Source organism: Streptomyces sp. P3 (assembly GCF_003032475.1).
Taxonomy (GTDB): Bacteria; Actinomycetota; Actinomycetes; order Streptomycetales; family Streptomycetaceae; genus Streptomyces.
The window spans coordinates 8,542,351-8,569,074 of the sequence record NZ_CP028369.1; the positions used below are offsets into that span (position 1 = coordinate 8,542,351).

At 72.1% G+C, this 26,724-nt stretch carries 29 protein-coding genes; 13 read left to right on the forward strand and 16 right to left on the reverse strand.

Features of this window, described 5'->3' with window-relative positions; translation table 11 throughout:
* Positions 1 to 13: 13 nt before the first annotated feature.
* Positions 14 to 1,516: an LVIVD repeat-containing protein gene (locus tag C6376_RS37785; RefSeq protein WP_107447506.1), complete on the forward strand. Its 1,503-nt coding sequence runs from the start codon at positions 14 to 16 to the stop codon at positions 1,514 to 1,516.
* Here the strand turns inward: C6376_RS37785 and C6376_RS37790 are convergent.
* From C6376_RS37790 to C6376_RS37815, 6 genes are all read right to left on the reverse strand, one after another.
* The gene (locus tag C6376_RS37790) at positions 1,504 to 2,178 is read right to left on the reverse strand and encodes a TetR/AcrR family transcriptional regulator (RefSeq protein ID WP_107447507.1); all 675 of its coding nucleotides are present in this window, start codon (positions 2,176 to 2,178) and stop codon (positions 1,504 to 1,506) included. The two genes, C6376_RS37785 and C6376_RS37790, sit on opposite strands and share 13 nt — an antisense overlap.
* A 186-nt stretch (positions 2,179 to 2,364) precedes the next feature.
* Positions 2,365 to 3,054, reverse strand: coding sequence for an HAD family hydrolase (locus C6376_RS37795; RefSeq protein ID WP_107447508.1), 690 nt, complete (start codon positions 3,052 to 3,054; stop codon positions 2,365 to 2,367).
* Positions 3,051 to 3,581, reverse strand: a complete 531-nt coding sequence (locus C6376_RS37800; protein ID WP_107447509.1) for a hypothetical protein — start codon at positions 3,579 to 3,581, stop codon at positions 3,051 to 3,053. Before C6376_RS37800 ends, C6376_RS37795 begins: the two co-directional genes overlap by 4 nt.
* 37 nt (positions 3,582 to 3,618) lie before the next feature.
* Entirely contained in the window at positions 3,619 to 4,290 is a 672-nt protein-coding gene (locus C6376_RS37805; protein WP_107447510.1) for a phosphatase PAP2 family protein, read from the reverse strand.
* 302 nt (positions 4,291 to 4,592) lie between these two features.
* Positions 4,593 to 5,528: a M56 family metallopeptidase gene (locus tag C6376_RS37810; RefSeq protein ID WP_107449418.1), complete on the reverse strand. Its 936-nt coding sequence runs from the start codon at positions 5,526 to 5,528 to the stop codon at positions 4,593 to 4,595.
* 75 nt (positions 5,529 to 5,603) lie between these two features.
* Entirely contained in the window at positions 5,604 to 6,152 is a 549-nt protein-coding gene (locus C6376_RS37815; RefSeq protein ID WP_107447511.1) for a DUF5134 domain-containing protein, read from the reverse strand.
* Positions 6,153 to 6,993: 841 nt separating this feature from the next.
* On the opposite strand from C6376_RS37815, the gene C6376_RS37820 reads away from it, so the two are divergent.
* Positions 6,994 to 7,485 carry a MarR family winged helix-turn-helix transcriptional regulator gene (locus tag C6376_RS37820; protein ID WP_107449419.1) on the forward strand — a complete coding sequence of 164 codons (492 nt, stop codon included), beginning with the start codon at positions 6,994 to 6,996 and terminating at the stop codon, positions 7,483 to 7,485.
* Positions 7,486 to 7,647: 162 nt separating this feature from the next.
* Here the strand turns inward: C6376_RS37820 and C6376_RS37825 are convergent, their stop codons facing one another.
* Both C6376_RS37825 and C6376_RS37830 read right to left on the reverse strand, forming a co-directional pair.
* Positions 7,648 to 8,412: a VOC family protein gene (locus C6376_RS37825; protein ID WP_107447512.1), complete on the reverse strand. Its 765-nt coding sequence runs from the start codon at positions 8,410 to 8,412 to the stop codon at positions 7,648 to 7,650.
* 212 nt (positions 8,413 to 8,624) lie between these two features.
* Entirely contained in the window at positions 8,625 to 9,035 is a 411-nt protein-coding gene (locus C6376_RS37830; RefSeq protein ID WP_107447513.1) for a VOC family protein, read from the reverse strand.
* A 74-nt stretch (positions 9,036 to 9,109) separates the two neighbouring features.
* On the opposite strand from C6376_RS37830, the gene C6376_RS37835 reads away from it, so the two are divergent.
* On the forward strand, positions 9,110 to 9,661 hold the full coding sequence (locus C6376_RS37835) for a GNAT family N-acetyltransferase (RefSeq protein WP_107447514.1): 552 nt from the start codon (positions 9,110 to 9,112) through the stop codon (positions 9,659 to 9,661).
* A 177-nt stretch (positions 9,662 to 9,838) separates the two neighbouring features.
* Here the strand turns inward: C6376_RS37835 and C6376_RS37840 are convergent, their stop codons facing one another.
* A complete protein-coding gene (locus C6376_RS37840) occupies positions 9,839 to 10,522 on the reverse strand; it encodes a glycerophosphodiester phosphodiesterase family protein (RefSeq protein ID WP_107447515.1) in 684 nt (227 codons plus the stop codon).
* A gap of 271 nt (positions 10,523 to 10,793) precedes the next feature.
* On the opposite strand from C6376_RS37840, the gene C6376_RS37845 reads away from it, so the two are divergent.
* From C6376_RS37845 to C6376_RS37860, 4 genes are all read left to right on the forward strand, one after another.
* Complete coding sequence (locus tag C6376_RS37845; protein ID WP_107447516.1) at positions 10,794 to 12,191, forward strand: DUF6421 family protein; 1,398 nt, start codon at positions 10,794 to 10,796, stop codon at positions 12,189 to 12,191.
* Between the two features lie 71 nt (positions 12,192 to 12,262).
* On the forward strand, positions 12,263 to 13,009 hold the full coding sequence (locus C6376_RS37850) for an SDR family oxidoreductase (protein ID WP_107447517.1): 747 nt from the start codon (positions 12,263 to 12,265) through the stop codon (positions 13,007 to 13,009).
* Positions 13,006 to 14,076, forward strand: a complete 1,071-nt coding sequence (locus C6376_RS37855; RefSeq protein ID WP_107447518.1) for a low specificity L-threonine aldolase — start codon at positions 13,006 to 13,008, stop codon at positions 14,074 to 14,076. The genes C6376_RS37850 and C6376_RS37855 overlap by 4 nt, the downstream gene beginning before the upstream one ends.
* 103 nt (positions 14,077 to 14,179) lie before the next feature.
* Positions 14,180 to 14,773, forward strand: coding sequence for a transglutaminase domain-containing protein (locus tag C6376_RS37860; RefSeq protein WP_173985811.1), 594 nt, complete (start codon positions 14,180 to 14,182; stop codon positions 14,771 to 14,773).
* Positions 14,774 to 14,866: 93 nt separating this feature from the next.
* On the opposite strand, the gene C6376_RS37865 is transcribed toward C6376_RS37860, so the two are convergent.
* On the reverse strand, positions 14,867 to 15,595 hold the full coding sequence (locus C6376_RS37865; RefSeq protein WP_107447520.1) for a 1-acyl-sn-glycerol-3-phosphate acyltransferase: 729 nt from the start codon (positions 15,593 to 15,595) through the stop codon (positions 14,867 to 14,869).
* A gap of 199 nt (positions 15,596 to 15,794) precedes the next feature.
* A complete protein-coding gene (locus C6376_RS37870) occupies positions 15,795 to 16,211 on the reverse strand; it encodes a DUF4395 domain-containing protein (protein ID WP_107447521.1) in 417 nt (138 codons plus the stop codon).
* Between the two features lie 75 nt (positions 16,212 to 16,286).
* Here C6376_RS37870 and C6376_RS37875 point away from each other — a divergent pair, with 75 nt between their 5' ends.
* The 4 genes from C6376_RS37875 to C6376_RS37890 all read left to right on the forward strand — a co-directional run bounded on the left by C6376_RS37875 (position 16,287) and on the right by C6376_RS37890 (position 19,439).
* Positions 16,287 to 16,700: a thioredoxin family protein gene (locus C6376_RS37875; protein ID WP_107447522.1), complete on the forward strand. Its 414-nt coding sequence runs from the start codon at positions 16,287 to 16,289 to the stop codon at positions 16,698 to 16,700.
* Positions 16,701 to 16,908: 208 nt separating this feature from the next.
* Entirely contained in the window at positions 16,909 to 17,418 is a 510-nt protein-coding gene (locus C6376_RS37880) for a flavin reductase family protein (protein WP_107447523.1), read from the forward strand.
* A 218-nt stretch (positions 17,419 to 17,636) separates the two neighbouring features.
* Positions 17,637 to 18,425, forward strand: a complete 789-nt coding sequence (locus C6376_RS37885; RefSeq protein ID WP_107447524.1) for an electron transfer flavoprotein subunit beta/FixA family protein — start codon at positions 17,637 to 17,639, stop codon at positions 18,423 to 18,425.
* 51 nt (positions 18,426 to 18,476) lie between these two features.
* The gene (locus tag C6376_RS37890) at positions 18,477 to 19,439 is read left to right on the forward strand and encodes an electron transfer flavoprotein subunit alpha/FixB family protein (RefSeq protein WP_107447525.1); all 963 of its coding nucleotides are present in this window, start codon (positions 18,477 to 18,479) and stop codon (positions 19,437 to 19,439) included.
* A 63-nt stretch (positions 19,440 to 19,502) separates the two neighbouring features.
* Here the strand turns inward: C6376_RS37890 and C6376_RS37895 are convergent, their stop codons facing one another.
* Positions 19,503 to 20,426: an endonuclease/exonuclease/phosphatase family protein gene (locus C6376_RS37895; RefSeq protein ID WP_107447526.1), complete on the reverse strand. Its 924-nt coding sequence runs from the start codon at positions 20,424 to 20,426 to the stop codon at positions 19,503 to 19,505.
* A 200-nt stretch (positions 20,427 to 20,626) separates the two neighbouring features.
* Here C6376_RS37895 and C6376_RS37900 point away from each other — a divergent pair, with 200 nt between their 5' ends.
* A complete protein-coding gene (locus tag C6376_RS37900) occupies positions 20,627 to 21,931 on the forward strand; it encodes an aldolase/citrate lyase family protein (protein WP_107447527.1) in 1,305 nt (434 codons plus the stop codon).
* 149 nt (positions 21,932 to 22,080) lie between these two features.
* Here C6376_RS37900 and C6376_RS37905 read toward each other — a convergent pair whose 3' ends face one another.
* The 3 genes from C6376_RS37905 to C6376_RS37915 form a co-directional block, all read right to left on the reverse strand.
* Complete coding sequence (locus tag C6376_RS37905) at positions 22,081 to 22,470, reverse strand: VOC family protein (RefSeq protein ID WP_107447528.1); 390 nt, start codon at positions 22,468 to 22,470, stop codon at positions 22,081 to 22,083.
* Positions 22,471 to 22,555: 85 nt separating this feature from the next.
* Positions 22,556 to 23,242 carry a hypothetical protein gene (locus C6376_RS37910; RefSeq protein WP_367881074.1) on the reverse strand — a complete coding sequence of 229 codons (687 nt, stop codon included), beginning with the start codon at positions 23,240 to 23,242 and terminating at the stop codon, positions 22,556 to 22,558.
* A gap of 60 nt (positions 23,243 to 23,302) precedes the next feature.
* Positions 23,303 to 24,340, reverse strand: a complete 1,038-nt coding sequence (locus tag C6376_RS37915; RefSeq protein ID WP_107449420.1) for a LacI family DNA-binding transcriptional regulator — start codon at positions 24,338 to 24,340, stop codon at positions 23,303 to 23,305.
* Positions 24,341 to 24,572: 232 nt separating this feature from the next.
* Here C6376_RS37915 and C6376_RS37920 point away from each other — a divergent pair, with 232 nt between their 5' ends.
* On the forward strand, positions 24,573 to 25,532 hold the full coding sequence (locus tag C6376_RS37920; protein WP_107447530.1) for an ROK family protein: 960 nt from the start codon (positions 24,573 to 24,575) through the stop codon (positions 25,530 to 25,532).
* 216 nt (positions 25,533 to 25,748) lie between these two features.
* On the opposite strand, the gene C6376_RS37925 is transcribed toward C6376_RS37920, so the two are convergent.
* Positions 25,749 to 26,684: an ADP-ribosylglycohydrolase family protein gene (locus tag C6376_RS37925; protein ID WP_107447531.1), complete on the reverse strand. Its 936-nt coding sequence runs from the start codon at positions 26,682 to 26,684 to the stop codon at positions 25,749 to 25,751.
* Positions 26,685 to 26,724 lie beyond the last annotated feature (40 nt).

The following is a 26,724-nucleotide window of genomic DNA, read 5'->3' on the forward strand; positions in this document are numbered from 1 at the left end:
TAGGGAGGATGCAGTGACACTGTCGAACGATCCTCGAACACGACGCAGACGGTGGAAAGCCGCCGCCGCCTGCACCGGGCTCCTGGCCGCGCTGCTCACGGCGGTCCCGGCGGCCGCGACCCCCGACCCGGGGGACGGCCCCGCCGCCGAGCGGCAGGTGACCAGCGACGCCCGGACCCGGGCGAGCGCCGCGATCGCCGCCGGCGAGATACCCGGGCAGGACGAGATCGTCCACTCCGACAACATCCAGCACCTCACGAACATCCCCAAGGACGTCCTGCCGGGCATCAATTCGGACCTGGCCTTCCAGGGGCGGTACGCCTTCGCCGGCAACTACGACGGCTTCCGCATCTTCGACATCGGCAACCCGAAGGCACCGAAGACCGTGGCCCAGGTGCTCTGTCCCGGCTCGCAGAACGACGTCTCCGTCTCCGGCAACCTGCTCTTCCTGTCGACCGACTCCTCGCGCAGCGACAGCAGTTGCAACAGCACCACGCAGCCGGTCACCGAGAAGTCCTCGTGGGAGGGCATGAAGGTCTTCGACATCAGCGACAAGAGGAACCCGAGATACGTCGCCGCCGTCGAGACCGCGTGCGGTTCGCACACACACACCCTGGTGCCCGAGCGCAAGAACGTCTACATCTACGTCTCCTCGTACTCGCCCAACGCCGCCTACCCCGACTGTCAGCCCCCGCACGACGGCATCTCCGTCATCAAGGTGCCGCGCAACGCGCCCGAGAAGGCGGCGGTCGTCGGCTTCCCCGTGCTGTTCCCCGGCGAGGGCCCGGACGGCGGCGGCAACCCGGGCGGTCCGACCAATCCCGGCGTGTCCAAGACGACCGGCTGCCACGACATCACCGTGCTGCCCGGGAAGGGCCTGGCGGCCGGCGCCTGCATGGGCGACGGCATCCTGTTCTCCATCAGGGACCCGGAGCACCCGAAGGTCATCGACCGGGTGCAGGACAACGTCAACTTCGCCTTCTGGCACTCGGCCACCTTCAACCAGAAGGCGAACAAGGTCGTCTTCACCGATGAGCTGGGCGGCGGCGGCGCGGCCACCTGTGACGCGGCGACCGGCCCCACCCGTGGCGCCGACGGCATCTACGACATCACCGGCAAGGGCGACAAGCGCAAGCTCGTCTTCCGCAGCTACTACAAGATCCCGCGCTACCAGGCGGCCACCGAGAACTGCGTCGCCCACAACGGCTCGCTGATCCCGGTCAAGGGCAAGGACCTCATGGTCCAGGCCTGGTACCAGGGCGGCGTCTCCGTCTGGGACTTCACCGACTCGGCGAAGCCGAGGGAGATCGCCTACTTCGAGCGCGGTCCGCTGAGCACCACGACCCTGCAGACCGGTGGCGCGTGGTCGGCGTACTACTACAACGGCTACATCTACTCGAACGACATCGCCAAGGGCTTCGACGTGCTCAAGCTCAGCGACCGGCGCACGGATCCGGCCGGTCGGATCCATCTGGGCGAGCTCAACGTCCAGACCCAGCCGGACTACTTCGACTGATCACCGGGCGTCGGGCCGGTCGCGAAGAACCGCGACAGGTCGGCGCCGCACCCCCCGCCGGGCGCCTCGGCGTCCGGCGGGACCCCCAGCTCCCAGTCGAGCCGGTAGCGCGCGAAGAGCTCGGCGCGCAGCGTCGTCAGCGGCAGGGGCACGTTGGGCAGGACCATCGCGTAGACGGCGCCCATCAACTGGGAGCGCAGTATCGGATAGTCGTGGTCGAGGTCCTGCGCCCCGTGCCGGGCCGCGGTCTCCCGCAGCAGCTCTGCCAGTCGCTGCTGCTCCGGGCACTGCACGAAGCCCTCGGCCTGCAGCATGCCCGCCATGTGCTGGCGCATCAGCACGGTACGGTCCCGGGCCAGCCCCATGATCGCGTCGATGGCCCGCGCCATCCGTTCCCGGCCGTCCTCGGTGTGCGGCTCGCGCTCCAGCGCCTCCTCCAGGGTGCGGTGCATCAGCCGGTGCACCGCCGACTGCACCAGCTGCCGCTTCCCGGGAAAGTAGTACGACACGAGACCGCGTGCCGAGCCGGCCCGGTCCGCGATGTCGCCGAGCGTGGTCGCCTCGTAACCGCGCTCGCCCACCAGCTCCACGGCCGCCTGCAGGAGCCGCTCCCGGGAACGACGCCGCAATTCTTCATTGACCGAGGCGCTGCGCGGGGACATCCTGTAACTCCTGCGTTGACTGGCTGCCAGCCAACTATACTCAGGACGTCCCGGCCGCTCCGGCGGAGCGCACCGGGCCGGCGCCTGCTCTGGGCGACGCGGGGGATCGTCCAGAGTGGGCGCACTGTTCGTCTGATGGTGTCCTCGGGCTACTGATGCCGACGTTCCGACACCGCCGTACGCCGGTCAGCCCACGAGGTCCAGCACCGGGCGCAGCCCGTCCGGACGCTCGGCCGCAGGCAGATGATCCACGAAGTGCACCGCGCAGCCCAGCGCCGCGGCGCCGCCGTCCGCCCTGCGGTCGTCGCCCACCATCAGCGTGTCGCGGGGATCGGCGTCCAGCGCCTCGCACGCGACCGTGAACAGCCGCCGGTCGGGCTTCTGCACACCGTGCTCGTACGACAGCACGTACGCGTCGACGTACCGGTCGAGACCGTGCGCGCGGAACACCGGGCGCAGATCCCAGCCGATGTTGCTGACGACGCCGATCCGGGACCCACGCTCGCGCAACCCGCTCAGCACCTCGCGGGCGTCGGGATACGGCGTCCAGGCCGCCGGCGTCCGGTGCCGGTCGTAGAGGGCCTCGTGCAGCGCCGGATCCGGCAGCGGCACCTGACGGGACAGGCCCGTGTACGCGGCCCGGTGCAGCTCGGCGCTCTGATCCCGGACTCCCCACACCCCGGCCATCTCCTCGGGCAGACGGGCCGGAGCCGCCCCGCCCGGCAGGGCGCCCGCCGCCTCCAGCGCCCGCGCCTTCTCGGCGAGCTCCGGTTCGGCGAGCGCGATGCCCGCGGCGTCGAGCACCGCGCTGAGCCACCGCCGGGTGGACTCGATGCGGAAGAGGGTCCCGGAGAAGTCGAACAGCACGGTGGTCATGCGGAAATCCTAGGAACCCCGTGCGGCTGCGGCTGCCGAGAAGCGGCCATGTTCCAGTCCGGCGGAAGATCGTCGTCGCGGAAGACGCAGACCGCCTCGCGCACCACGTTGTGCTCCCCGCGTCCCTCGCAGCGCCGGAACACCAGGGCGTGCGTGAAACCGTCGGGCCGGGCGATGCCTGCCCGGTCCAGCGCGGCGGCGACGGTCGGCCAGGAGTCGGGATCGGGGCGGTAACCGGTGGACTGGTTGCTGACCTCGTGCACCTGGGGCCCGCCCGGGGTGCGGCGGAAGGAGATCTCGCCCGCACCGAGGACGTCCTGACCCTCGGCGCAGGCCACGTGCTCGCTGCGGCGGGGCGCGAGCCGCAGCAGCCCGTCGCGGCCGGCGACGTGGGTGAACGGCTTCCCGCCGTCGTCCGCGGCCGTGCCGCCGTCCCGTTCCGGCTCGCCTTCCAGGTCCGCGGCGCTGCGGATCACCCGGCCGCCTGCCCCGTCGACGACCGTCCGACGCAGCTCCGGCGGCCCCACGTAGGCGTACCGCCGTCCAGGCGCCGTCCAGGCGCCGTCACGGCCGCCATCGCAGCTTCACCGCGATCGCCAGGGCCACCAGCATCGCCCCGAGCAGCCAGCCGCCCAGGACGTCCGAGGGCCAGTGCACGCCCAGCCAGACCCGGGTGAGCCCCACGCCCGCCACGGACAGCGCCGCCACGGACAGTGCCCCCCGCCACAGCGCGCGGCCGACACCCTGCCGGTGCAGCAGCCACAGCAGGAGCCCTAGGACGACGGTGGCGGTCAGGGCGTGCCCCGAGGGGTAGGCCGCATAGTGGGCGGAGTCGACGGGGTCGGGCCAGGACGGCCGGGCCCGGCCCACCGCGGCCTTGAGCCCCTGCTGGAGAAGCGTGCCCAGGGCGGCCGTGACGACCAGCCATCCGGCCGTCCACCAGTCCGCATGGCGCCACACCAGCCACACGGCCACCGCAGCCCCCAGCAGTCGCATCGTCACCGGGTCCCAGACCCAGTCGGTGAGGATGCGGCAGGCCTGCGTGACGTCGGGGTCGGCGAGGGCCCAGCGATGCGTGGTGCGGGAGACGTCGTCGTCGGCGGAGATCAGGGGACGCCACTCGACCGCTACCAGCACGAGCAGCAGCACGGAACACAGCCCCAGTACCGCCGCGGTGCGGAGGAACATGTGCAGGGCCGCGGGACGGGGCGGGGAGTCGAGGGGCGCATGGTGCATAACCAGATCCTCGCCGACCCGTGGTACCGGAAACCCGTGCGGGGCTGCCGACACGGGATTCGGAGGGCCCGATCCGGGAAGTGCTCCCGCCTCGGGGGAGGAGATCCCCGAGGCGGGAGCGGGGGTCCGGCCCGGCCGCCCGACCCGGGTACGGCCGGCGCCGCTCGCCCGGCGGTGGACGCTCACCCTGACACGGTGCACGCGTCGGCGGACCCCGGCGCCGTGGTGTGCCGGAGGACGCTCACCCAGGCTGCCCGTGCGTCTGAGGACGCTCACCCAGCGCTGCCCGCGCTTCTGGACGCTCAGTCCAGCGCCCGCAGACCCGGTACCAGGGTCACCAGAACCGGGATCACCGGCAGCAGCGCGGCCGCGACCGTCAGTGCGAGCCGACGGGTCGCGGTGAGGCGGTCGGGCGGTGCGAGCAACCGGCCCACCCGCGGCGGGACATGGGCCTGCGAGGCGGGAGCGGGGCCGAACACCCCCCGGTCCTCGTTGAGTTCGACCAGCGCCAGCGCGGTCGTCCGCCGGCCGAAGCGGCGCGACGCGGTGTCGTCGGCGGCGAGCTCGACCAGCCGGTGCATCTCGCCGCGGAACGCGGCGAACACCGGAACCCGCGGGAACCCGGTGGCCAGCGCTGCCGAGCAGCGCAACAGCCAGTCGTGCCGCGCCCGGGCGTGTCCCTGCTCGTGTGCGAGTACGGCATCGAGCTGACGCCCCTTCAGGCGCCGCAACGCGGCCGTGGTGACGACCAGTCGGGGCCGTGCGCCCGACAGCCACCAGGCGTCGGGGCGCTCACCCTCCACCACGAGCAGCCCGCCGGAGGAGGCCGCCTCGCCCGGCAACAGCGGTGCCCGCAACCGCAGTTCGGCCTGGCGGGACCGGTGTCCGGCCCGGCTGCGCAGGATCTCCCGCACGAGCATCGTTCCGCTCCACATCCCGCCGCAGGCCAGCGCCATCGCGGTCGCCGGGGCCCAGGGGCCGGCCCCACCCGCCGTGTACGCCTCCACGACCTCCTGCGGAGCCGGCGCGAAGACCTGTCGGCGCACCCCCTGCCAGGCGGCCTCCGCACTCAGTGTCATGGACAGCGCGCAGCACAACAGGATCGCGGCCACCACGCACTGCCACGCCCACAGGGCGACCACCGGTTCACGGTCGGGCCAGTCGGCCCGGGCGAGCAGTCGGGGGGCGACCACTGCGGTCAGAGCCCCGAGCAGCAGCAGGACCGCGGTGACCGTCATGAACAGCACCCTATGAGCGTGCCGCCACCCGGAGTGCGGCTGTCCGCGGCGAAGTGACGCAGGCCGTCGCGCGGATCACATCGTCAGAAGCATCGCCAGCATGCCGATTCCCATGGACAGACGGCACGCCCGGACGACTTCCGGCCGGTCGCTCCAGGGCGCGGCGGACGTGCCCGCCCCGGCAGCCGGCACCAGCCGGACCCCCGAGACGAGGACGTAGCCGGCGAAGTACAGCAGCAGCACGCCCGTCAACAGCGGCACCCCTGCGCCGCCGTGCTCGTGCGCGTGGGCCGGGGCGGGGGAGACGGCCATCGCGGCGGCCATGTAGACCATGGCCCCGGCGCCGACCAGGTGATGCAGATGGCATGCGCTCGCCCGGGCCGCCCACAGCGCCCGCAGCGCGGCTGTGCCGAAGACAGCGGCGTACGCGGGCCAGGCCCAGGCCGGAGGGGTGAACACGGCCGGGGGCACGGCCATCACGGCCATCCCGAATCCCATCAGCGCCTCGCCGCCCGCGGCCCGACGCTGTTCCTCGACCCTGCTGCGCATGCGCAGCAGGCAGTACGCCCCGGTCGCCGCACACAACGCCACCAGCAGCCAGCCGGACGAAGCCGGTCCGTGCACGCGTACCTCCCCGCTCGACGTCGCCGGTCACCGAATGCCGCAATCACCGAATGCGATGCCCGCGACACGCAGCGCGCACGCGGGCGCAAGGAGGTACATGGGGAGCGCCGGGCGGAGCGCGGTGAATCGTCCATGAGAAAAAACAGGCTAAAGAAGCCGAAATGCGCAATATGCCCCCATCGCGGTCTCCGCCGAGTCCGGTCCGGGGCCGAGCCGAGTCCGGTCCGGCACGCTCCGGCAGCAGGGCGAGAGCGAGACCGAAGTCCTTCCCGAAGACGGCCACCAGCCCGGCCGGAGACCCTTGCGGCACACGGTCGCCCTGCGACCACCGCCGACGTCGCGTCCGGCCAGTGGTGGCAGGGCGCGACGCCCGAGGAGCGGGTCGTGGCGGCCGAGTGGTCGGGACACCGTACGCTCGCGGCGACGGTACGGCGCCAGGGCTGCTCCTGGACCGGGACGCGAAGGCGAGAGTGGAGGACGTACGGGGATGACGGGGAAGCAGGGGCGTACAGCGGCCGGGGACGGAACACCGGAACAGCCCGCGACCGGGGAAGCGCCGCGGCGGACCCCCGCAGCCGGCGCCCCGGACACGCCCGAGGAGCGACCGGGCGGCGGCGACCGGTCGAGTGGTGACCGGTCCAGTCGGCCGGTCGGCGACGGGGGAGCCGGGAACGCCGACGACGGGGCGTCCCGGAGCGCGGACGGGAACCGGGACATGGACGACGGGCGGTCCCGGAGCGGAAACGGGAACAGGGACGGGGCCGGGGACGACGGGCGGTCCGGAAACGGGGACGGAAACGGGAACGGAAACGGGAACGGCGGCCCGGCGCGGAACGACACGGTGTCGGCCGTCGTCCGGCAGTGGCAGGCCGTCCGGCCGGACCTGGACACCGGTCCCATGGAGATCATCGGCCGCGTGAACCGCTGCGCCGCCCTCCTGCAGCAGGCCGAGGACGCGCCACTGCGGCGGGCCGGACTGAGCCGCCCCGAGTTCGACGTGCTCGGCGCGCTGCGCCGCAAGGGCCACGAGCTGACCCCCGGCGAACTGGCCCGCGAGACCTACTCGTCCGGTGCGGCCGTCACCAAGCGCCTCAAGCAGCTCACCGCACGCGGTCTGGTGGAACGCCGGGGCGACAGCCGCGACCGTCGTGTCGCGCACCTCCGGCTCACCGACGCCGGCCGGGACCTCGTCGACGGCATCATGCCCGAGCAACTCGCCTACGAGAGCGCCGCACTGTCCGCCATGGACGACGGGCGGCAGGGTGAACTGGCCGACCTGCTCGGGGAGTTGCTCAGCCGACTGGAGGGACAGATGCGGTCGCTGGGCGTCTGACCGAGGCGCTGGAGATACGCCGACGGGGCGCTCCGCGACGCCCTCCGGCGCTCGCGGGGTCGCGGGACCACCGGGCGATGGTCTCCACGGTTTCGGCGCCGGAGCTCGGCAAACCCGGCCTGGACAGCGGCCCGCAGATGTTCGGACAGCGGCCCGCAGGCGTTATCTGTCGTGTCCGGCGACGCACACCCCGAACGCCGCGCCCTGGGGATCGCGCAGCACGGCGATCCGCGGGCCGCCCTGCACCGTCGTCGGCTCCATGAGCGCGGCACCGCCGGCCCCGAGGGCGGTCCTCGTGGTGGCGTCCACGTCGGCCACCGCGAAGTACGGCAGCCAGTGTGGGGGCACCTCGGGCGGGAACTTGTCGTCCATCCTGATCATGCCGCCGAAGTCCGCGCCGCCGACGCCCCACTGCAGGTAGTTCTCCGACGAGTGGACGGTCCAGCCGAAGACCGTGGTGTAGAAGGTCTCCGCCCGGTCGGGATCACGGGTCAGCAACTCGACCCAGCCGAGCGAGCCGGGCGCGTTGAACAGGCCGGCGCCGGAGAAGGACCGCGCCTGCCACAACTGGAACGCGGCCCCGTCAGGGTCGAGGACGACCACGAACCGGCCCACTTCGAAGACGTCCATCGGTCCGACGAGCACCCTGCCGCCGGCCTCCGTGGCCAGCCGGGCGCTGACGTCCGCGTCGGTCGCGGCGAACGACACGCTCCAGGCGCAGGGCTGCACCTCCCGGTGTCGGGGAGTGAGCGCGGCGACGGCCGCGTCACCGAGGTGCGCGACCGAGTAGCCGCCGGCCTCCTGACGCGGATCCGTCTCCGCGCGCCAGCCGAACAGCCCCGCGTAGAACCGCTTCGCCGCTTCCAGATCACCGGTCCCCAGCTCGGCCCAGCAGGGCCCGCCCGGCACCGGCGCGTCGAGCTTCATGGCGTTCCTCCGAAAGGTCACCCCCTCAGCACGCTATGCCCCGCCCGGCCGCACGGCATCCGCTGACCTCTGAGCCCCCGCGCACCCGCCGGACCGCCGGGCGCCCGGCCGGGCTTCGGACCGCCGGGCGCCCGGCCGGGCCGGCCGCCGTCGCGCAGGGCGCGGCCCGCGGTGTCCGGGGAAGCCTGCCCCGCCCACCCGGGCGGGGACTCTCAGATGCCCGGCCGGTACCGCATCGGGTGATCAGCCGGTACCTCCACGAGCACGATCGGGATGCCGTCCGGGTCGGCAATCCACATCTCGATCAGACCCCAGGGCTCCTGCACCGGCGGACGCGTGATCTCGACGCCCTTCGCCCGCAACTCGTCGTGTGCCGCCGCGGCGTCCGGCACCTGCAGCCACAGACGCACGGGAGCGCCCGCACGCTCGGCCGCCGTCGGCGGATCCTCGGCGCGGCCCGAGAGTTCCAGATGGCCGCCGCCGAGGAAGTAGACGGTCCCGCGGTCCGGGCCCGTGCCGAACTCACGGGAGACGGCCAGGCCCAGCCGCTCCCCGTAGAAGACCCGGGAACGCTCGGGATCGGTCGGTCGAAGCAGGGTCCTGCTGCTCAGTACGTGCACCATGCGGCGGCAGCCTAACGGGACGAGGTTAGGCTCGGACGGACCCCAGCCCGTGTCAGAGACCGGAGACCGCCCCCATGGACACCGCAGCCACCGACCTCGTCTTCCGTACCGCCACCGACGCCGACGTGGACGAGCTGGTCGCACTCATCGAGTCCGCCTACCGCGGGGACTCCAGCCGTGCGGGGTGGACGACGGAGGCGGACATCCTCGAGGGGCAGCGCACCGATCCCGACGGTGTGCGCGCGGTCATCAAGGCGGCGGACAGCCGACTGATCACCGTCGAACAGGACGGCCGTGTGGTCGCCTGCTGCCAGCTGGCCCACCGCGGCGACCACGCCTACTTCGGCATGTTCGCGGTGAGCCCCACGGTGCAGGGCGCCGGTCTCGGCAGGACGGTCATGGCGGAGGCCGAGCGGCAGGCCCGCGAGGACTGGGGCGTCGGTGAGATGCGGATGACGGTGATCTCCGTACGCGAGGACCTCATCGCCTGGTACGAGCGGCGCGGCTACCGCCGTACGGGACGCATGACCCCGTTCCCGTACGGCGACGAGCGTTTCGGCATTCCGCGGCGCGACGACCTCCAGTTCGAGCTGCTGGTCAAGCCGCTGGCCGTGCAGCCGGCCTGAGCGCACCCGGGCTCCCCGGACCTCCCGGGTCCGGCTGAACCCGGGAGGCCCCGGGAGGCCCGAGCCTCCGCCGAACCGGCAGGCCCCAGGGCCCCGCCGGACCCGCAGGACCGTCGGATCCCCGCCGAACCGCCGAACCCGAACCGCCGAGCCCCGCAGGCCCGTGGGGCTCGGCTCTCAGGCGGTGAACCGGCCGGTGCGCCTGATGTCGGGATAGTCGGTGGTCGCGCCGTCCAGCTCCAGGGCTCGCACCAGCCGCAACTGTTCCTGTGTGTTGACCACCCAGCCGATGATCCGCAGGTCACGCTTGCGCGCCTCCTCGACGATCTCCAGGGTGAGGCGCCGCAGATTGAGGCAGACCGTCGCGGCGCCGGCCGCGACGGCCCGGTCCACGATGTCGAGGCCGTAGCGGCTGCCGATGAGCGCGGTGCGCACCCCCGGCACCAGCCGTGCGACCTCCGCGACGGCCTCGTCGTGGAAGGAGGACACCTCCACCCGACGCACGAGGTCCCGTGCGAGCATCACCTCGGCCAGTGCCCGTGCCGCCTGCACGTCCTTGATCTCGGCCTGCAGCGGCGCCTGTACGACGTCCAGCACCTCCTCGAACCGCGGGACGCGTTCCCCGCGTCCGGCGTCGAGGGTGCGCAGTTCCGTGAGCGTCTGGTCGGCGATGGGACCGGTGCCGTCGGTCGTGCGGTCCACCTCGGGGTCGTGCATGACCACGAGGGCGCCGTCCTTGCTCAGGTGCAGGTCGAGTTCGATGGCGTCGAGGCCCGCCTGCTCGGCGGCGACGAAGGAACGCAGGGTGTTCTCGGGCTCGACGCCCATGACGCCACGGTGGCCGATGGTGAGGAAGTTCAAGACGCGACTCGCTTCCGGCGACGGGGGCTTGAGGGGCGGGCCGCGTGGCGGCCCCGGACGGGGTGGGGACAGGTGCGTGCGGGCGTGCGCGCACCGACGTGTTCCCTACCCGCCCTGCCCCGCCGGAAGCCGACACTCCTCCGATGCCCGACAGGAAAAAGTGCGGTGAAGGAGCGGCTGAGCAGGATAATTTCCCGAGAGGTCACTTGCTGAAGGAAACCTCATATGTCTACGGTGTGGTGACGCGAGGTTCTTCAGCGGAGGATGGGACATGACGGAAATTCTTGTGCAGGCAGCATCGGGGGAGCAGGTTCCTCCGGCGTCCAGGGTGGTGGAGCACCCGGCGTGGCGCGTGCTCAAGGATGCCGTGGAGCAGGTTCGGCCCTGGCAGGCGAAGGACGGGTCGATCGACTTCTCGGCCGAGGGCGCTCCGGCGCGGGGCGAGGCCGAAGAGGCCGTGCGACGGGTGATCGAGGCCGTCGAGGAGCTGTCCCCGCTGCTCCCGCACGACGCCGACTACCACCACGCCCTGGTCAAGGACCTGCGGATGTGGGCCGAGGGCGGTTTCGAGGTACCGGACTTCCTCGACTCGCTGCTGGCCTTCCAGCCCGCCGCGAGCCGCGCGGACGGACTTCAGCACCTGGTCGTCTTCGCGATGTACACGCAGAACGGCAACCCGGACCGCAACCTGGAGGCGGTCGTGCTCCGGATGGTCTGGCCCGAGTGGCTGGCGGAGCTGGAGCGCACCCGCTACGACAACCCGCTGTTCTGCGGTATCACCTTCGAGGACTTCACGTCCGGCTATGACACCAACTCGGCCGTCCTCTTCCCGGAGACCATCGCCGTCCGGGAAGCGCCGGAACGTTTCTCCTGGGGTGGCATCTTCTGTGACCGCGAGGCCGCCCGCTTCCGCCGCGTGACCGACGCCGCCGTCGACATCCTGGGCCTGGAGCTGCCCGAGGACGTCGCCGACATGGTGCACGACCAGAAGCGCTGCGAAGAGGCCTTCGTGCTGTGGGACATGGTCCACGACCGCACCCACAGCCACGGCGACCTGCCCTTCGACCCGTTCATGATCAAGCAGCGCCAGCCCTTCTGGATGTACGGCCTCGAGGAGCTGCGCTGCGACCTCACCGCCTTCAAGGAGGCCGTGAAGCTGCAGGCCGACGGCGTCTCGCAGGCCCGTGACGTGCAGTACGCGGTCCTCTTCGACCGGATGTTCCGCTTCCCCGTCACCGGCGAGCGCGTGCGCAACTACGACGGCCTCGGCGGCCAGCTGCTCTTCGCCTACCTGCACAAGCACGGGGTCGTGCGCTGGACCGACAACCGGCTGCACATCGACTGGGAGCGCGCCCCGCAGGTCACCAACCAGCTGTGCGCCGACATCGAGACGCTGTACCGCGAAGGCATCGACCGTCCCAAGCTCGTGCACTGGTTCGCCGGCTACGAGCTGGTCTCGGCCTACCTCGCCCCGCACCCGGGTTCCAAGTGGGCCAAGGGTCCCGACGCCCTCGACCTGACCCAGCCGCCGCGCAGGCTCGTCGATGACGTGCTTCCCGACGAGTTTCCGCTGAGCATGTTCTATGAGGCACTGTCCAAGAAGCTGAAGAACGTGATCGCCTCCACCAAGGGCATCACGGCGGACGGCGCCGAGCGGATCGCCGCGTGAGCGACCTGCGAACCGAGAACACTGCTCCGCGGGGCACTGCGGGGCAGAACACTGCTCAGGAGGCGAAGACCATGGGGAACGGGGCTCTCAGCGGTGCGGTGGTCGTGGTGGCAGGCGCGGGCGGACCCGCCGGCCGGGCGGCGCTGCTCAGGCTCGCCGAAGCCGGCGCGACCGTCGTCGGCGCGGACAACGATCCCGAGCGCCTGGCGGAGGCCGTCGACGCGGCCCGCTACGGGGCCGGTGGCGCCATGGTCACCGGCGAGCCGGTGGATCTGCTCGACCTGGACTCCACCCGGGACTGGGCGCAGCGCGTCGAGAAGGACTTCGGCCGGATCGACGGCGTGGTCCACCTCGTCGGCGGCTGGCGGGGGAGCGAGACGTTCATCAAGACCAGCCTGGACGACTGGGACTTCCTGGAACTGCTGCTCGTCAAGACCGTGCAGCACACCTCGCTCGCCTTCTTCGAGGCCCTCCAGCGCAGTGCGCTCGGCCGGTACGTGCTGATCAGCGCCTCCGGGGCCACGAAGCCCAGCGCGGGCAACGCCGCGTACGCCGCCGCCAAGGCCGCCGCCGAGGCCTGGACGCTCGCGCTCGCCGACGCCTTCCGCAAGGCCGGGGGCGCCGAGGGGCCGACCTCCGCGGCTGTGATCCTGGTGGTGAAGGCGTTGGTGCACGACGCGATGCGCGCCGACCGCCCCAACGCGAAGTTCGCGGGCTTCACGGACGTCAAGGACCTGGCCGAGGCCATCACCGGCGTCTGGGAGAAGTCCGCCCAGGAAGTGAACGGACAGCGTCTGTGGCTCACCGAGAAGCCGTGAACCCCGCGAAGACCGACGCCCGTCGCCGCCATGACCCCGAGGTCCGCGGTTTCGCCAGCGACAACTACGCCGGGGCCCACCCGGAGGTGATGGCCGCCCTGGCCCTGGCCAACGGCGGCCATCAGGTGGCGTACGGCGAGGACGACTACACGGGGAACCTCCAGGGGATCATCCGCAGCCACTTCGGTCCTACGGCCGAGGCGTTCCCGGTCTTCAACGGCACCGGGGCCAACGTCGTGGCGCTCCAGGCGGTCACCGACCGCTGGGGCGCGGTGATCTGTGCGGAGAGCGCCCACATCAACGTGGACGAGGGCGGCGCGCCCGAGCGCATGGGCGGCCTCAAGCTGCTCACCGTCCCCACGCCCGACGGCAAGCTCACGCCCGAGCTGATCGACCGGCAGGCCTGGGGATGGGAGGACGAGCACCGCGCGATGCCGCAGGTCGTCTCGATCACCCAGAGCACGGAACTCGGCACGCTCTACACGCCCGAGGAGATCCGCGCGATCTGCGACCACGCCCACGAGCACGGCATGAAGGTCCACCTCGACGGCTCCCGGATAGCCAACGCGGCCGCCTCCCTGGACGTCCCGATGCGGACGTTCACCAACGCGGTCGGCGTCGACATCCTGTCCCTGGGCGGGACCAAGAACGGCGCGCTGTTCGGCGAGGCCGTCGTGGTCATCGACCAGGACGCCGTGCGCCGTATGAAGCACCTGCGCAAGCTGTCCATGCAGCTCGCCTCCAAGATGCGCTTCGTGTCGGTGCAGCTGGAGGCCCTGCTCGCCAAGGATCTGTGGCTGCGCAACGCGCGCCACGCCAACGAGATGGCGCAGCGCCTCGCGGAGGGCGTGCGGGCCGTGCACGGCGTGGAGATCCTCTACCCGGTGCAGGCCAACGGCGTCTTCGCGCGGCTCCCGCACGACGTGAGCGAGCGGCTGCAGAAGAAGTTCCGGTTCTACTTCTGGGACGAGGCGGCGGGCGACGTGCGGTGGATGTGCGCGTTCGACACGACCGAGGAGGACGTGGACGCGTTCGTAGCCGCCCTGAAGGAGGAGATGGCCCGGTAGAGCCTCCCGCCTTGCGGCACGGCACCGACAGTTATTGCATAGGTATGCGATCATCTGGAAAGTCATTGACTACTGGGTGATCGTTTTCCTATGCTCTCCAGCCATGGAGCTGATCCAGGAGAACCCCGACCTGTCCGCCTATTTGGCTGCCGACGAGGTCATCGACCACGCTCACCCGGTGGTGCGGGCCACCGCCGAACGCCTCGCGTGGGACGCCGAGAACTCGTATGTCTATGCGCGACTGGCCTTCGAGTTCGTACGCGACGCCATTACCCATTCCCAGGACGCCGACGACCCGCGGGTGACCTGGCGCGCCTCGGACGTCCTGGAGCAGCGGACGGGCATCTGCTACGCCAAGGCCCACGCGCTGGCCGCGCTGCTGCGGGCCGAGGACATCCCGACCGCCCTGTGCTACCAGCGGTTCGCCCGCGACGAGGGGGACGGGCACGTCCTGCACGGACTCGTCGCGGTGCGCTTTCGCGGGGCGTGGCACCGCCAGGACCCGCGGGGCAACAAACCGGGTGTGGACGCGCGGTTCTCGCTGGACGGCGAACGGCTCGCCTTCCGTACCGACGCCGGGGCGGGCGAGAGGGACTACCCGGGCCTCTACGCCGCGCCGCATCCGGGCGTCCTCGAAGCGCTGCGCACCGCTTCCGACCGGCCGCGGCTGTGGAAGAACCTCCCCACCGCGCTGTGAGCCCCCTCGCGCTCGCCCGGCGCGCTCCGTCCGGCCCCGGAAAACGCGTAGGCCCTCTCCGCGGAGAGGGCCTACGTCGCAGGAGGGGCGGGCTCAGCCGGCCTCGGCCGCGCGCACCTGCTCGGCGGTGGGCGCGGTGCCGCCCAGATGGGCCGGCATCCACCACGTGTCGTTCGCGTCCTTGGGGCGCACCGGGTAGGCACGCTGAGCGGCCTCCAGCAACTCCTGGACGCGCTCACGCAGCTGACGGGTGAGGGCGCCCGCGTACTTGTCGCGTGAGGCCTCGACGGCCTCGCCGACGCGGATGGTGATGGGGGTGTGGCTGCGCTTGAAGTTGCGCGGCTGGCCCTTGGTCCACAGGCGCTGCGTACCCCACAGGGCCACCGGGATCAGCGGGACGCCCGCCTCCTGGGCCATCCGGGCAGCGCCGGACTTGAAGCTCTTCAGCGTGAAGGACTGGGAGATGGTCGCCTCGGGGAAGACCCCGACGATCTCGCCGGAGCGCAGCGAGTCCAGCGCGTGCTGGTAGGCCGTCTCGCCCTGGTTGCGGTCCACCGGGATGTGCTTCATTCCGCGCATCAGCGGGCCGGAGATCCGGTGGCGGAAGACGGACTCCTTCGCCATGAAGCGCACGAGACGCTTCTGCGGGAGGGCGGCCAGGCCGTCGAAGATGAAGTCGAGGTAGCTGATGTGATTGCTCACCAGCACGGCTCCACCCGAGCGCGGGATGTTCTCCGACCCCTTGCAGTCGATCTTGAGGTCCCAGACCTTGAACAACGTCTGAGCGAGGCCGACGACGGGGCGGTAGACAAGCTCTGCCATGGGTGGGGCGGACCCTTCTTTCTCTCTGCCGAGGAGACTTCCGACGGCAAAGTTACGCTGCCGTAGGTTTGCGGCATCTCGCAGATCGTGCCCCAAGAACGGCCGGGGAGCCAGCCCTGGTGCCCGGGAACGGCGAGATCCTCGTCACGTCAACCCCTTTGATCCACCTCTTGGTCCACCTCGGGCTTTTAGATCGTCTTTACTGCGCTCGCACCGCGACCCGCCGTACGAGCAGGTACATCTCGCATCCCAGGCAATACCCGAAAGCGGCATTGAGGAACGCGGCCGCCAGAGCCGCGCCGGTCGCGGCGAGACCGAGCCAGTGCGGTCCCAGGGCGAATCCGGCCAGGCCGACGCAGGCGAACGCGAGTCCCACCGCCTGGGCGAACCGCGGCGGCTGCGGCGCCTCGAACTCCGTGGGCGGCCCGATCCGGGGGCGAACGGCCTTGCGGAACACCCAGCCGTAGGGCGAACGCCCCGGTCCGCCCGCCGCGCCGAGCGCGAACGCGAACGTCTGCCAGGCCAGCAGCCAGGCGTTGCCGGTGATCAGAACGACCGCGAGCACTACGGTCGTCACGGTGGCCCCGAAGCGGGGGCCCCTCGCGTCGATGTCCATGAATCAAGCATTCCGCAACGCGGACGATTCCTGGGCTCGGGAATCTTTGCAGTCTCGTGAACGCTGGAGCGGCAGATGACCGGACTTGTGGTGTGCGTGGCGGTGCTCGCGGCGGCGAGCGCCTTCGGAGTGCTGCAGCGGCGGCGGAGCGGGAGGGTGCGGGTGCGCGGGCGCGACGACGGCAGGCGGATCGGAGCGGACCGGCTCGGGGCGGAGCTCGGCGAACGCGCCACGCTCGTACAGTTCTCCAGCGCCTTCTGCGCGCCCTGCCGGGCCACCCGCCGGATCCTGGGCGAGGTGGCCGCGGTGGTCCCCGGGGTCGCCCACATCGAGATCGACGCGGAGGCGCACCTCGGGCTCGTGCGCGAACTCGACATCGTCAGGACGCCGACGGTCCTGGTGCTCGACGCCGAGGGCCGGATCGTCCGGCGCGCCGCCGGTCAGCCCCGCAAGGCCGACGTCGTCGCGGCCCTGGGGGAAGCGGTGTGAGCGCCTCGTGGGGAACGGTGAGGCATCTCCCAGATGCCGGTACGCACTTGACTGCGGCCGCTGCCCCTCGTCAGCCTGGCCCCATGTTCGAGGAACCCCTTCTTCACGGACGGGCCCACGTCGACCCGGGTCGTACCGCGAGCGCGCGCTGTCCGGCCCGTTGAGCATCCACGGACCCCGACACCCCTCCCCGCAGAAGGACAACTCCATGACGGCCGTGCCCGGCCTCGGCGCCCCCCAGCTCGCCTCGCCCGATCTCCTGCGCTCCGTCTTCCGGCGGCACGCGGCCGGAGTCGCCGTGATCACCGCGGCCGCGCCGAACGGTCCGGTGGGCTTCACCGCCACCTCCCTCAGCTCGGTCTCCGCCGAGCCCCCGATGCTGTCCTTCGGTATCGGCACCGGCGCCTCCAGCTGGCCGGCGGTCTCCCGCGCCCGGCATGTCGGCGTCCACATACTCGGCGAGCACCAGCAGGAGCTCGCCGCCACCTTCGCCCGCAGCGGCGCGGACCGTTTCGGCCCGCCGACCGCCTGGCACGAGGGACCGGAGGGCGTCCCCGTCCTCGACGGCGTGCTCGCGTGGCTGGTGTGCCGCGTCGTCACGCGTGTGCCCGCCGGCGACCATCGGATCGTGCTGGCCGAGGTGGTGCTGGGGGACCCGGAGGGAGCGGGCCGTCCGCTGCTGTACCACCAGGGACGGTTCACGGCTCTGCGGGATTGATCACGGCCGTGGTCCTCTGCGGAGGCGTCGGTTTCCGGTTACGCTGCGTTGCGAAGGTCACAGTTCAAAGCGCTTGCTTAGCGGGAACGAACTGGGTGTACTGACGAGTAATATTTCGGTCGGGAGCGCAGGCCGCCCCAACCGGGATCGGCCGCTTGTGACGCCTATGCTGCCTGGAAGAAGGCAGCCGTAACTGACGATGCAGTAGGAGAGCCGGCGTGAGCTTGAGGATCGTTGTCACTGTGAAGTACGTGCCCGACGCCACTGGCGACCGGCACTTCGCCGATGACCTGACCGTCGACCGGGACGACGTGGACGGTCTGCTCTCCGAGCTCGACGAGTACGCGGTCGAGCAGGCGCTGCAGATCTCCGAGAACTCCGACGACGACGTGGAGATCACCGTGTTGACGGTGGGCCCGGAGGACGCCAAGGACGCGCTGCGCAAGGCGCTGTCGATGGGCGCCGACAAGGCGATCCACGTCGAGGACGACGACCTGCACGGCACCGACGCCATCGGCACCTCCCTGGTGCTGGCCAAGGCGATCGAGAAGGCCGGCTACGACCTGGTGATCTCCGGCCTGGCCTCCACCGACGGCACCATGGGCGTCGTCCCGGCCCTGCTGGCCGAGCGCCTGGGCGTCCCGCAGGTCACCCTGCTCTCCGAGGTCTCGGTCGAGGACGGCACGGTCAAGGGCCGCCGCGACGGCGACGCCGCCTCCGAGCAGCTCGAGGCGTCCCTGCCGGCCGTCGTGTCGGTCACCGACCAGTCGGGTGAAGCGCGTTACCCGTCCTTCAAGGGCATCATGGCGGCGAAGAAGAAGCCGGTGGAGTCCTGGGACCTGTCGGACCTGGACCTGGAGGCCGAGGAAGTCGGTCTCGAGGGCGCGTGGACCGCGGTCGAGTCCGCGACCCAGCGCCCCGCCCGCACCGCGGGCACGATCGTCAAGGACGAGGGCGAGGGCGGCAAGCAGCTCGCCGAGTTCCTCGCGGGCCAGAAGTTCATCTAAAGGCCCCTTGCCGACCGCCCCTCAACTTCGTTTCGCAGGAGAGCAAATCCCATGGCTGAAGTCCTCGTCTACGTCGACCACGTGGACGGCGCCGTCCGCAAGCCCACCCTGGAGCTGCTGACGCTGGCCCGCCGCATCGGCGAGCCCGTCGCCGTCGCGCTGGGCGCCGGTGCCGAGAGCACCGCCGCCGCGCTGGCCGAGCACGGCGCCACCCGTGTCCTCGCCCACGACGCCTCCGAGTACGCCGACTACCTCGTCGTACCGAAGGTGGACGCGCTGCAGGCCGCCGTCGCCGCCGTCTCCCCGGCCGCCGTCCTCGTCCCCTCCTCCGCCGAGGGCAAGGAGATCGCCGCCCGTCTGGCGCTGCGCATCGGCTCCGGCATCATCACCGACGCCGTCGACCTCGAGGCCGGCGACGAGGGCCCGGTGGCCACCCAGTCGGTGTTCGCCGCGTCCTTCTCGACCAAGTCCCGTGTCTCCAAGGGCACCCCGGTCATCACCGTGAAGCCGAACTCGGCCGCGGTCGAGGCCGCTCCCGCCGCCGGCGCGGTCGAGGCCCTCGCGGTCTCCTTCTCGGCGCAGGCCACCGGCACGAAGGTCACCGGCCGCACCCCGCGCGAGTCGACCGGCCGCCCGGAGCTGACCGAGGCCGCGATCGTCGTCTCCGGCGGCCGCGGCGTCAACGGCGCGGAGAACTTCGCACTCATCGAGTCCCTCGCCGACTCGCTCGGCGCGGCCGTCGGCGCCTCCCGCGCCGCGGTGGACGCCGGCTGGTACCCGCACACCAACCAGGTCGGCCAGACCGGCAAGTCGGTCTCGCCGCAGCTCTACATCGCCAACGGCATCTCCGGCGCCATCCAGCACCGCGCCGGCATGCAGACCTCGAAGACCATCGTCGCCGTCAACAAGGACGCCGAGGCCCCGATCTTCGACCTGGTCGACTACGGCGTCGTCGGCGACCTGTTCGACGTCGTCCCGCAGCTCACCGAGGAGATCAAGACCCGCAAGGGCTGATCACCCGGCGGTCGCAGGACCGCACCGGGCCCCCGTGACCTTCCCGGTCGCGGGGGCCTTCGCTCATCCCAGGGTCAGCGAGGCCTGCACCGGCAGATGGTCGCTCGGATACTGGCCGTTCACGCTGAAGGTGTCGGTCCACTCGCGCTGGACGCGGATCCCGGGCGTCGCGAGGATCCAGTCGATACGGCCCCCGTTCGGCGTCAGCGCCTTGTACCCGTGGTAGGTGGCGTACGCGTCGCCGCGCGTGCGAGCCGTGTCCCAGGTGTCCACCAGACCGGCGGCGAGCAGCCTGTCGTAGACCGGGTTCTGGTGCGCGACGGTGTTGAAGTCGCCGGTCAGCAGCAGCGGCAGCGAGGGGTCGAACCGGGAGATCCGCGCGGCGACGAGCGCGGCGGAACGTTCGCGCGCGTACTGGCTCGCGTTGTCGAGGTGGGTGTTGAGCACGCAGAACTGCCGCCCCGAGTCCAGCAGATCGCGGAAGCGGACCCAGGTGACCATGCGGGGATGGCCGCCGCCCCAGGTGTTGGAGCCGCGCACCCGCGGAGTGTCGGAGAGCCAGAAGTGCTCGTACTCGTCCGGGACTAGCCGCCGCCTGTCGTAGAAGACGGCCACCGCCTCGTCGGCGCCCACGCCCCGACTGGTCCCGATCCAGTCGTAGTGCGGTCCGAGGTCGGCCTCGATGTCCCGCAACTGCTGCGGGCGGCCCTCCTGGGTGCCGATGACGTGCGGGGCCGCCCGGTGCAGCAACGCCCGCATCACGGGACGGCGGGCGGCCCAGCTGTGGGGCTTCCTGGGGGAGGCGAAGCGGAGGTTGAACGTCATGACCTCGAGCGACGGGACGGGCGCGGACCGGAGTGGTTCGCCGTGCCGGCTCTCCTGCCGGGCTGCGGACGCCCCTGACGTACCGATCAGGGGGGCGGCGGCCATGGCGGCCAGCACGGTCCTCAGCCCCGCCCGCCGGGTCGGCCTGCCGATCCTCGTCATGCGTCCCCCTGGTCTCCGGTCCCGCACGTGCCCCGTGAGACAGGATGAAGGGGTGAACCGTCCTGCGGAAGAGGGCGTGGGTGCGGCGCGAGGTGCGCGGGACCACGCCGTGGACAGGGTGTTGACCCATCGGAAGACGCCCGGATAACTTCATTCTACGGATTGTTGATTCCGTAAAGCGGAAAGCTGGAGGGTGTGGCATGGGTCAGGGCCGGCAGGAGACGGTGGCGACGAGCCTCGCGGGCGCCGTCAGCGAGAAGATCAGCGCGTCCCTGGCCCCGGTCGACGTCGAACTCGACCGCCGTTATCCCGGCGACCCCGGCACCCGCCAGCCCGTCCACACGGTCTACGTCCCCGGCGACGTCTTCGACGGCGGCACCATCCGCTCCTGGGGTGAGCGGGCCCTCGCGGCCCTCGACGCGCACGCCCCCGACGCGGCCTCCTTCGCCGCCTGTCTCGGCCTGTCCGACGAGCTGGCCGAGCCCGTCTACGCGCGCGTGCGGGCCAAGCTGGAACGCGAGCCCGTCGAGGACCTGAGGGTCGACTTCGAGGACGGCTACGGACCCCGCCCCGACGCGGAGGAGGACGAGGCGGCCGCCAGGGCGGCCCGGCTGATCGCGCGGGCGTACGCCGAGGGCGCCGCGGCCCCCTACATGGGCATCCGTATGAAGTGCATGGAGGCCGCGGTGCGTGACCGGGGCATCCGCACCCTCGACGTCTTCCTCACCGGCCTGGCGGACGCCGGCGGCCTGCCCGACGGCCTGGTGCTCACCCTGCCCAAGGTGACGTACCCGGAGCAGGTCACCGCCATGGTCCGGCTTCTGGAGGCCTTCGAGGAGGCGCGCGGTCTGACCCCCGGGCGGCTCGGCTTCGAAATCCAGATCGAGACCAGCCAGTCCATCCTCGCCGCCGACGGCACCGCCGCGGTCGCCCGCATGATCCAGGCGGCCGAGGGTCGGGCCACCGGCCTGCACTACGGCACCTTCGACTACAGCGCCTGTCTCGGCGTCTCCGCCGCCCACCAGGCGAGCGACCACCCCGCCGCCGACCACGCCAAGGCGGTCATGCAGGTCGCGGCCGCGGGCACCGGCGTACGCGTCTCGGACGGCTCCACGAACGTCCTGCCGGTCGGTCCGACCGCGCAGGTCCACGACGCCTGGCGGCTGCACTACGGCCTCACCCGCCGCGCCCTGGCCCGCGCCTACTACCAGGGCTGGGACATGCACCCGGGCCACCTGCCCACCCGCTACGCGGCCGTCTTCGCCTTCTACCGCGAGGGCTTCGTCCAGGCCGCCGAGCGGCTGTCCCGCTACGCCGGCCGGGCCGGCGGGGACGTGATGGACGAGCCGGCGACCGCCAAGGCCCTCAGCGGCTATCTGCTGCGCGGTCTGGACTGCGGCGCGCTCGACCCGGCCGAGGTGGGCGAGGCGACCGGGCTGACCCGGCCCGCGCTGGAAGCGTTCGCGTCGCCCCGCCGCGGGGACCTCACCATCGCCGTGCGTTGACACCCGCCGCGGGGCGGCCGGCCGCGGTCTGTCCGTGGGAACGAGGAGGCGCCGGCCGGTGGGGCGGGTACTCCTCGGGCGAGGACCGGCGCCGCGACGGCGAATACGCGGCGCCGGCCCCGCCTCCGCCGGCCGCTGCCGGGCGGTGACTACTGCTGCGGGAACTCGTACGGGCGCGTGATGATCTCCATGCCGTGCCCCGCGGGATCCATGAAGTAGACGCCCCGGCCGCCGTGGTGATGGTTGATCTCGCCGGGCCGCCTGCCGTGCGGATCGGCGAAGTACGTGATCCCCGCCCGCTCGATCCGCTCGAAGGCGGCGTCGAACTCCTCGTCGGAGACGAGGAAGGCGTAGTGCTGCATGACGATCGACTCCGGCGGGACGGCGGCGAAGTCCAGGGTGACCCCGTTGCCGGTGGCCGCCGGGACGAACGGGCCCCACTCGACCCCGACTTCGAGTCCCGGGATGTCGGCCAGGAACTCGGCGGACTCCCGGTTGTCCCGGGAACGGACGATGGTGTGGTTCAACTCGACTGGCATGTGTGAATGCCTCCGTAAGGCAGACTCACGGGCGTATCCATGCCTCACCCGGCCGGTGACCGACACGCGACGCCGTTCGATCACCCTAACGGACGCGCAGGTGCTCCAGGCCGGAAGTGGTCACTCTCTTCTCCTGTGCGAACAGTCGCGTGCCCTGCTCGCAGCGCCGTGTGTCGGCCCGGGCCCGGGCGCAGAACTCCTCCGGAGCGGCTCCGAAAAGCCGTCGCAACTCCGCTGACTCCGCAAGGAGTTCCGTGAGCAGGGCGCGCTGTCCGGGATGGCTGCGCGGAACGCCCGAGCCGTTGTGCAGCACGCCATGGCGATTCACATAGGCGAACGCGTCGAGGAGTGCCTCGCCGTCTTCCAGCTCGACCCGGAACCCGGGCGCCGGCAGCAGGACCCGGTCGTAGTTGGGCTCGGTCGCGTCGAGTACGTCGAGCTGCCCGGCGTCCAGCCAGATGACGAACAGCTCCCGGGTGACGGCGGGGGCGTGGACGGGGGACGCGGACACGTATCCGGCCCGGCTGATGTGCGCCGACACCCCCACCTCCACCCCCGTCACCCGCGCCCTCGTCATAGGGACGGCGGCGGAGACGTCGAACGCGGCGAGTTTGTGCCGTAGTTGGGCGGGGCTGGCGTTGGAGCCGACGGCCACCACCGGAGTCCGGTCCGGATGCGCCAGCCGGTCCAGCGGCAGCCACTCGTCGCCGTCGAGCAGTCCGGACCGGTCCGGCCACACTCCCGGATAGCTCAGCGGGTGGTCGCGCGGCACCTCGGCCAGCCCCAGGGCCTCCAGGGTGCGGGGCGTGCGCCGCGGGCGTCCACGACCGCCTCAGTGCGCCGGCGGCAGCTCGCCCGAGCCGCGCGCGACGAGCCGGGTGGGCAGTTCGATCCGCTCGGGCACGAGCAGGGTGCCGTCCAACTGCCGGAACAGGCGTTCCGCGGCGGTGCGGCCGAGCGTGGCCGCGTCCTGGGCGATCACGGTGACACCGGGCTGCAGCAGGTCGGCGAGTTCCAGGTCGTCGAAAGCCACCAGCGCGGTCCGGCCGGGATGCTCGGCGAGCACCCGGATCACGGTGACCGTCACCCGGTTGTTGCCCGAGAACACCGCCGTCACCGGCGCGGGACCGGCCAGCATCTCCTCGGCCGCCCGGCGCACCCGCAGCGGTTCGGTCGCGCCCAGGGACATCCAGGCGTCCTCGACCGGTATCCCGGCTTCCTCCATCGCCGCGCGGTAGCCGCGCAGACGCTCGGCGGCGGTGTGGATGCGCGGCATGTCGCCGATGAAGCCGATCCGGCGGTGCCCGTGCGCCAGCAGATGGGCAACGCCCTCCCGGGCCCCTCCGAAGTTGTCCGACAGGACGCAGTCGGCGTCGATCCGGCCGGCCGGCCGGTCGACGAACACCGTGGCCACTCCCGCCTTGATCTCGGGCTCCAGATAGCGGTGGTCGTCCCCGGCCGGGATCACCACCAGTCCGTCCACCCGCCGCGCGCAGAGCGCGAGCGCCAGTTCCTGCTCGCGGTCCGGGTCCTCGGCGCTGGAGCCGTTGATGAGCAGTGCCCCGTGCGCCCGGGCCACCTCCTCCACCGCGCGGCTGAGCTGTCCGTAGAACGGGTCGGCGAGGTCCTCCAGGACCAGCCCGATGCTGGCCGTGCGGCCCTTGCGCAGCACCCGCGCACTGTCGTTGCGGCGGAAGCCCAGCGCGTCGATGGCCTCCTGGACACGCCGTTCCGTCTCGGGTGTGACCCCCGGCTCGCTGTTCACCACGCGGGACACGGTCTTGAGCCCGACTCCGGCCCGAGCCGCCACGTCCTTCATGGTGGGACGGTTGCCGTAACGATTCTCTGGCCGGCGCTGCGTCTCGGGCACGATGCTGTGTCCTGTCCTGTCGTCCACGGGGGCGGTCACGCACGCCTTCCACAGAATGCTGCGCAGGGGGGTGCGTTGCCCCTGGGTCTGTATGAGGATGTGGCGTCGAGCATAGAGCCTGGACAACGTTGTCAGCCGCAGGGGACACTGTCCGTCGCAAACTCCGGCCCGCGCCCCCCAAACCGCTGGACCGGCAGCTCTTTTCCATGGTGGACGGGGAGAACCCAGACTGATGCAGACCGACCTCGTGGCCGCGCTGGACATCGGCGGCACCAAGATCGCCGGTGCGCTGGTGGACGGCGACGGAACCATCCTGGACCGCTGCCTGCGCCCCACGCCGGCGCAGGAGAACGGCGACACCGTGATGCGGGCCGTCGAGGAGGTGCTGGGTGAGCTGACGGCGTCGCCGCGGTGGGAGCGCGTCCATGCCGTGGGCATCGGCAGCGCCGGGCCGGTGGACGCCTCGGCGGGCACGGTCAGCCCGGTGAACGTGCCGGGCTGGCGGGACTACCCGCTGGTCGAGCGGGTCCGGGCGGCGACCGGAGGGCTCTCGGTCGAGCTGATCGGCGACGGCGTCGCGATCACCGCGGCGGAGCACTGGCAGGGCGCCGCGCGCGGCCACGACAACGCACTGTGCATGGTCGTCTCCACCGGCGTCGGGGGCGGCCTGGTCCTGGGCGGGCGGCTGCACCCGGGACCCACCGGCAACGCGGGACACATCGGCCACATCAGCGTCGAACTCGACGGCGACGCGTGTCCGTGCGGAGCGCGCGGCTGCGTGGAACGCATCGCCAGCGGCCCCAACATCGCCCGCCGGGCGCTGGAGAACGGCTGGCTGCCCGGCCCCGACGGCGACGTCTCCGCGGCCTCGGTGGCCGCCGCGGCCCGCGCGGGCGACCCGGTCGCCGTGGCCTCCTTCGAACGGGCCGCCCAGGCCCTGGCCGCCGGCATCGCGGCCACCGCGACCCTCGTCGAGATCGACATCGCGGTGATCGGCGGCGGTGTCGGCAAGGCCGGCGAGGTGCTCTTCGCTCCGTTGCGCCGGGCCCTGCATGACTACGCCACCCTCTCCTTCGTCCGCCGCCTGACGGTGGCTGCCGCGCAGATGGGCACCGACGCGGGCCTGGTGGGAGCGGCGGCGGCCGCCCTGGCGGCGACCGGAGCGGTTGCCGGCACCGCGGCGGCGGTCTGACAGGACGAAGAAGGAACGTTTCGGCGCACGGTCTCTGCGCTGCTACTTCTGCTGTTGCTGGCGTGTGGCGTGTGGTCGGTGGGCAGAGCCGAGAGGCGGAAGTCCGTTCGCGCGGCCCGGGACAGCCTTCCTCCGGTGTGGCGTCACCCGTCCCCGCGGCAGGGGCGGGCAGGCCATGCCCACCCCCGCCGCCGGTCGCCGCGACGCGGGTGGACCTCAGGCCGCGCCAACCCCTGCCGCGACGAGCGGGTCCCAGCCGCTCCGGGCGGGGATGTCCTCGCGCGCCGCACGCCAGTGGGCCGGAACACCCGCGGTGCCGACGCGGGCCGCGACGACTCCTCCCACGATGGCGCAGGTGGTGTCGCGGTCACCCCATCCGCCGACCGTCTCCCACAGGGCCTCGGGCAGGTCGTCCAGACGGCCCGCGGCGCACCAGAGGGCGAACGGCACGGTGTCCTGAGCGGAGATCAGCCGCCCCGAGCCCAGCACTGACGCCGCGTGGCGCACCGAGGTGTGCCCGGGCAGGCCGGCGGCCACCAGCAGCCCGGAGCGGACGTCGCAGTCCGTCAGACGGCCGGCCACCTCCCGCAGGAACGCGGCGCGCGGCGGAACGTCCCGGCCATCGAGGCCGGCGGCCAGCGCGGCGGCGACCGCCACGGCCACCGCGCCCTCCACCGCCTCCGGATGGGCGTGGGTCGCGAGCGCGGACAGCCGGGCCTGCTCGCGGGCCGTACCCGGGTCGTCCCGGAACCAGGCGCCGAGCGGAGCCACCCGCATGGCGGCGCCGTTGCCGTGCGAACCCTGTCCGCCGAACTGGCCGGTGGTCACCGCGCGCCAGTCCTCGCCCGCGGCGACGCGCCGTAGCACGCCGTGCATGGACGGGCCGTACTTACGGCCCGGGTCACGGCCGTACTCGGCGGCGAACTCGCTCGCCAGGCCGTCCGGCCGGACCTCTCCGTGCGCCGTCAGATGCGCGAACAGCACGAAGGCCATCGCCGAGTCGTCCGTCCACAGCCAGGGTGCGGGACGCGGCTCGCGAGCCGCCCACAGCTCCTCGGCGGGCTCGTCGGAGCGGGTGAACCAGGCGTCGCCGAACGCGTCTCCCGTCACGAGCCCGTCCAGGCTGGCGTGGGCGTGGGGCGGACCACTCATGACACAACTCCTCGGTGACGTCGGCGACCCCGGCATTCTC

Coding starts and splice junctions, on each gene's coding strand:
- C6376_RS37795 (WP_107447508.1), bottom strand. CDS start 3,054: ATGACCACCGTGCTGTTCGACTTCTCCGGGACCCTCTTCCGCATCGAG.
- C6376_RS37880 (WP_107447523.1), top strand. CDS start 16,909: ATGACGGCCGTGCCCGGCCTCGGCGCCCCCCAGCTCGCCTCGCCCGAT.
- C6376_RS37825 (WP_107447512.1), bottom strand. CDS start 8,412: ATGAAGCTCGACGCGCCGGTGCCGGGCGGGCCCTGCTGGGCCGAGCTG.
- C6376_RS37860 (WP_173985811.1), top strand. CDS start 14,180: ATGGAGCTGATCCAGGAGAACCCCGACCTGTCCGCCTATTTGGCTGCC.
- C6376_RS37810 (WP_107449418.1), bottom strand. CDS start 5,528: ATGACGGTCACCGCGGTCCTGCTGCTGCTCGGGGCTCTGACCGCAGTG.
- C6376_RS37870 (WP_107447521.1), bottom strand. CDS start 16,211: ATGGACATCGACGCGAGGGGCCCCCGCTTCGGGGCCACCGTGACGACC.
- C6376_RS37830 (WP_107447513.1), bottom strand. CDS start 9,035: ATGGTGCACGTACTGAGCAGCAGGACCCTGCTTCGACCGACCGATCCC.
- C6376_RS37850 (WP_107447517.1), top strand. CDS start 12,263: ATGGGGAACGGGGCTCTCAGCGGTGCGGTGGTCGTGGTGGCAGGCGCG.
- C6376_RS37895 (WP_107447526.1), bottom strand. CDS start 20,426: ATGACGAGGATCGGCAGGCCGACCCGGCGGGCGGGGCTGAGGACCGTG.
- C6376_RS37900 (WP_107447527.1), top strand. CDS start 20,627: ATGGGTCAGGGCCGGCAGGAGACGGTGGCGACGAGCCTCGCGGGCGCC.
- C6376_RS37835 (WP_107447514.1), top strand. CDS start 9,110: ATGGACACCGCAGCCACCGACCTCGTCTTCCGTACCGCCACCGACGCC.
- C6376_RS37805 (WP_107447510.1), bottom strand. CDS start 4,290: ATGCACCATGCGCCCCTCGACTCCCCGCCCCGTCCCGCGGCCCTGCAC.
- C6376_RS37920 (WP_107447530.1), top strand. CDS start 24,573: ATGCAGACCGACCTCGTGGCCGCGCTGGACATCGGCGGCACCAAGATC.
- C6376_RS37865 (WP_107447520.1), bottom strand. CDS start 15,595: ATGGCAGAGCTTGTCTACCGCCCCGTCGTCGGCCTCGCTCAGACGTTG.
- C6376_RS37875 (WP_107447522.1), top strand. CDS start 16,287: ATGACCGGACTTGTGGTGTGCGTGGCGGTGCTCGCGGCGGCGAGCGCC.
- C6376_RS37890 (WP_107447525.1), top strand. CDS start 18,477: ATGGCTGAAGTCCTCGTCTACGTCGACCACGTGGACGGCGCCGTCCGC.
- C6376_RS37925 (WP_107447531.1), bottom strand. CDS start 26,684: ATGAGTGGTCCGCCCCACGCCCACGCCAGCCTGGACGGGCTCGTGACG.
- C6376_RS37905 (WP_107447528.1), bottom strand. CDS start 22,470: ATGCCAGTCGAGTTGAACCACACCATCGTCCGTTCCCGGGACAACCGG.
- C6376_RS37790 (WP_107447507.1), bottom strand. CDS start 2,178: ATGTCCCCGCGCAGCGCCTCGGTCAATGAAGAATTGCGGCGTCGTTCC.
- C6376_RS37845 (WP_107447516.1), top strand. CDS start 10,794: ATGACGGAAATTCTTGTGCAGGCAGCATCGGGGGAGCAGGTTCCTCCG.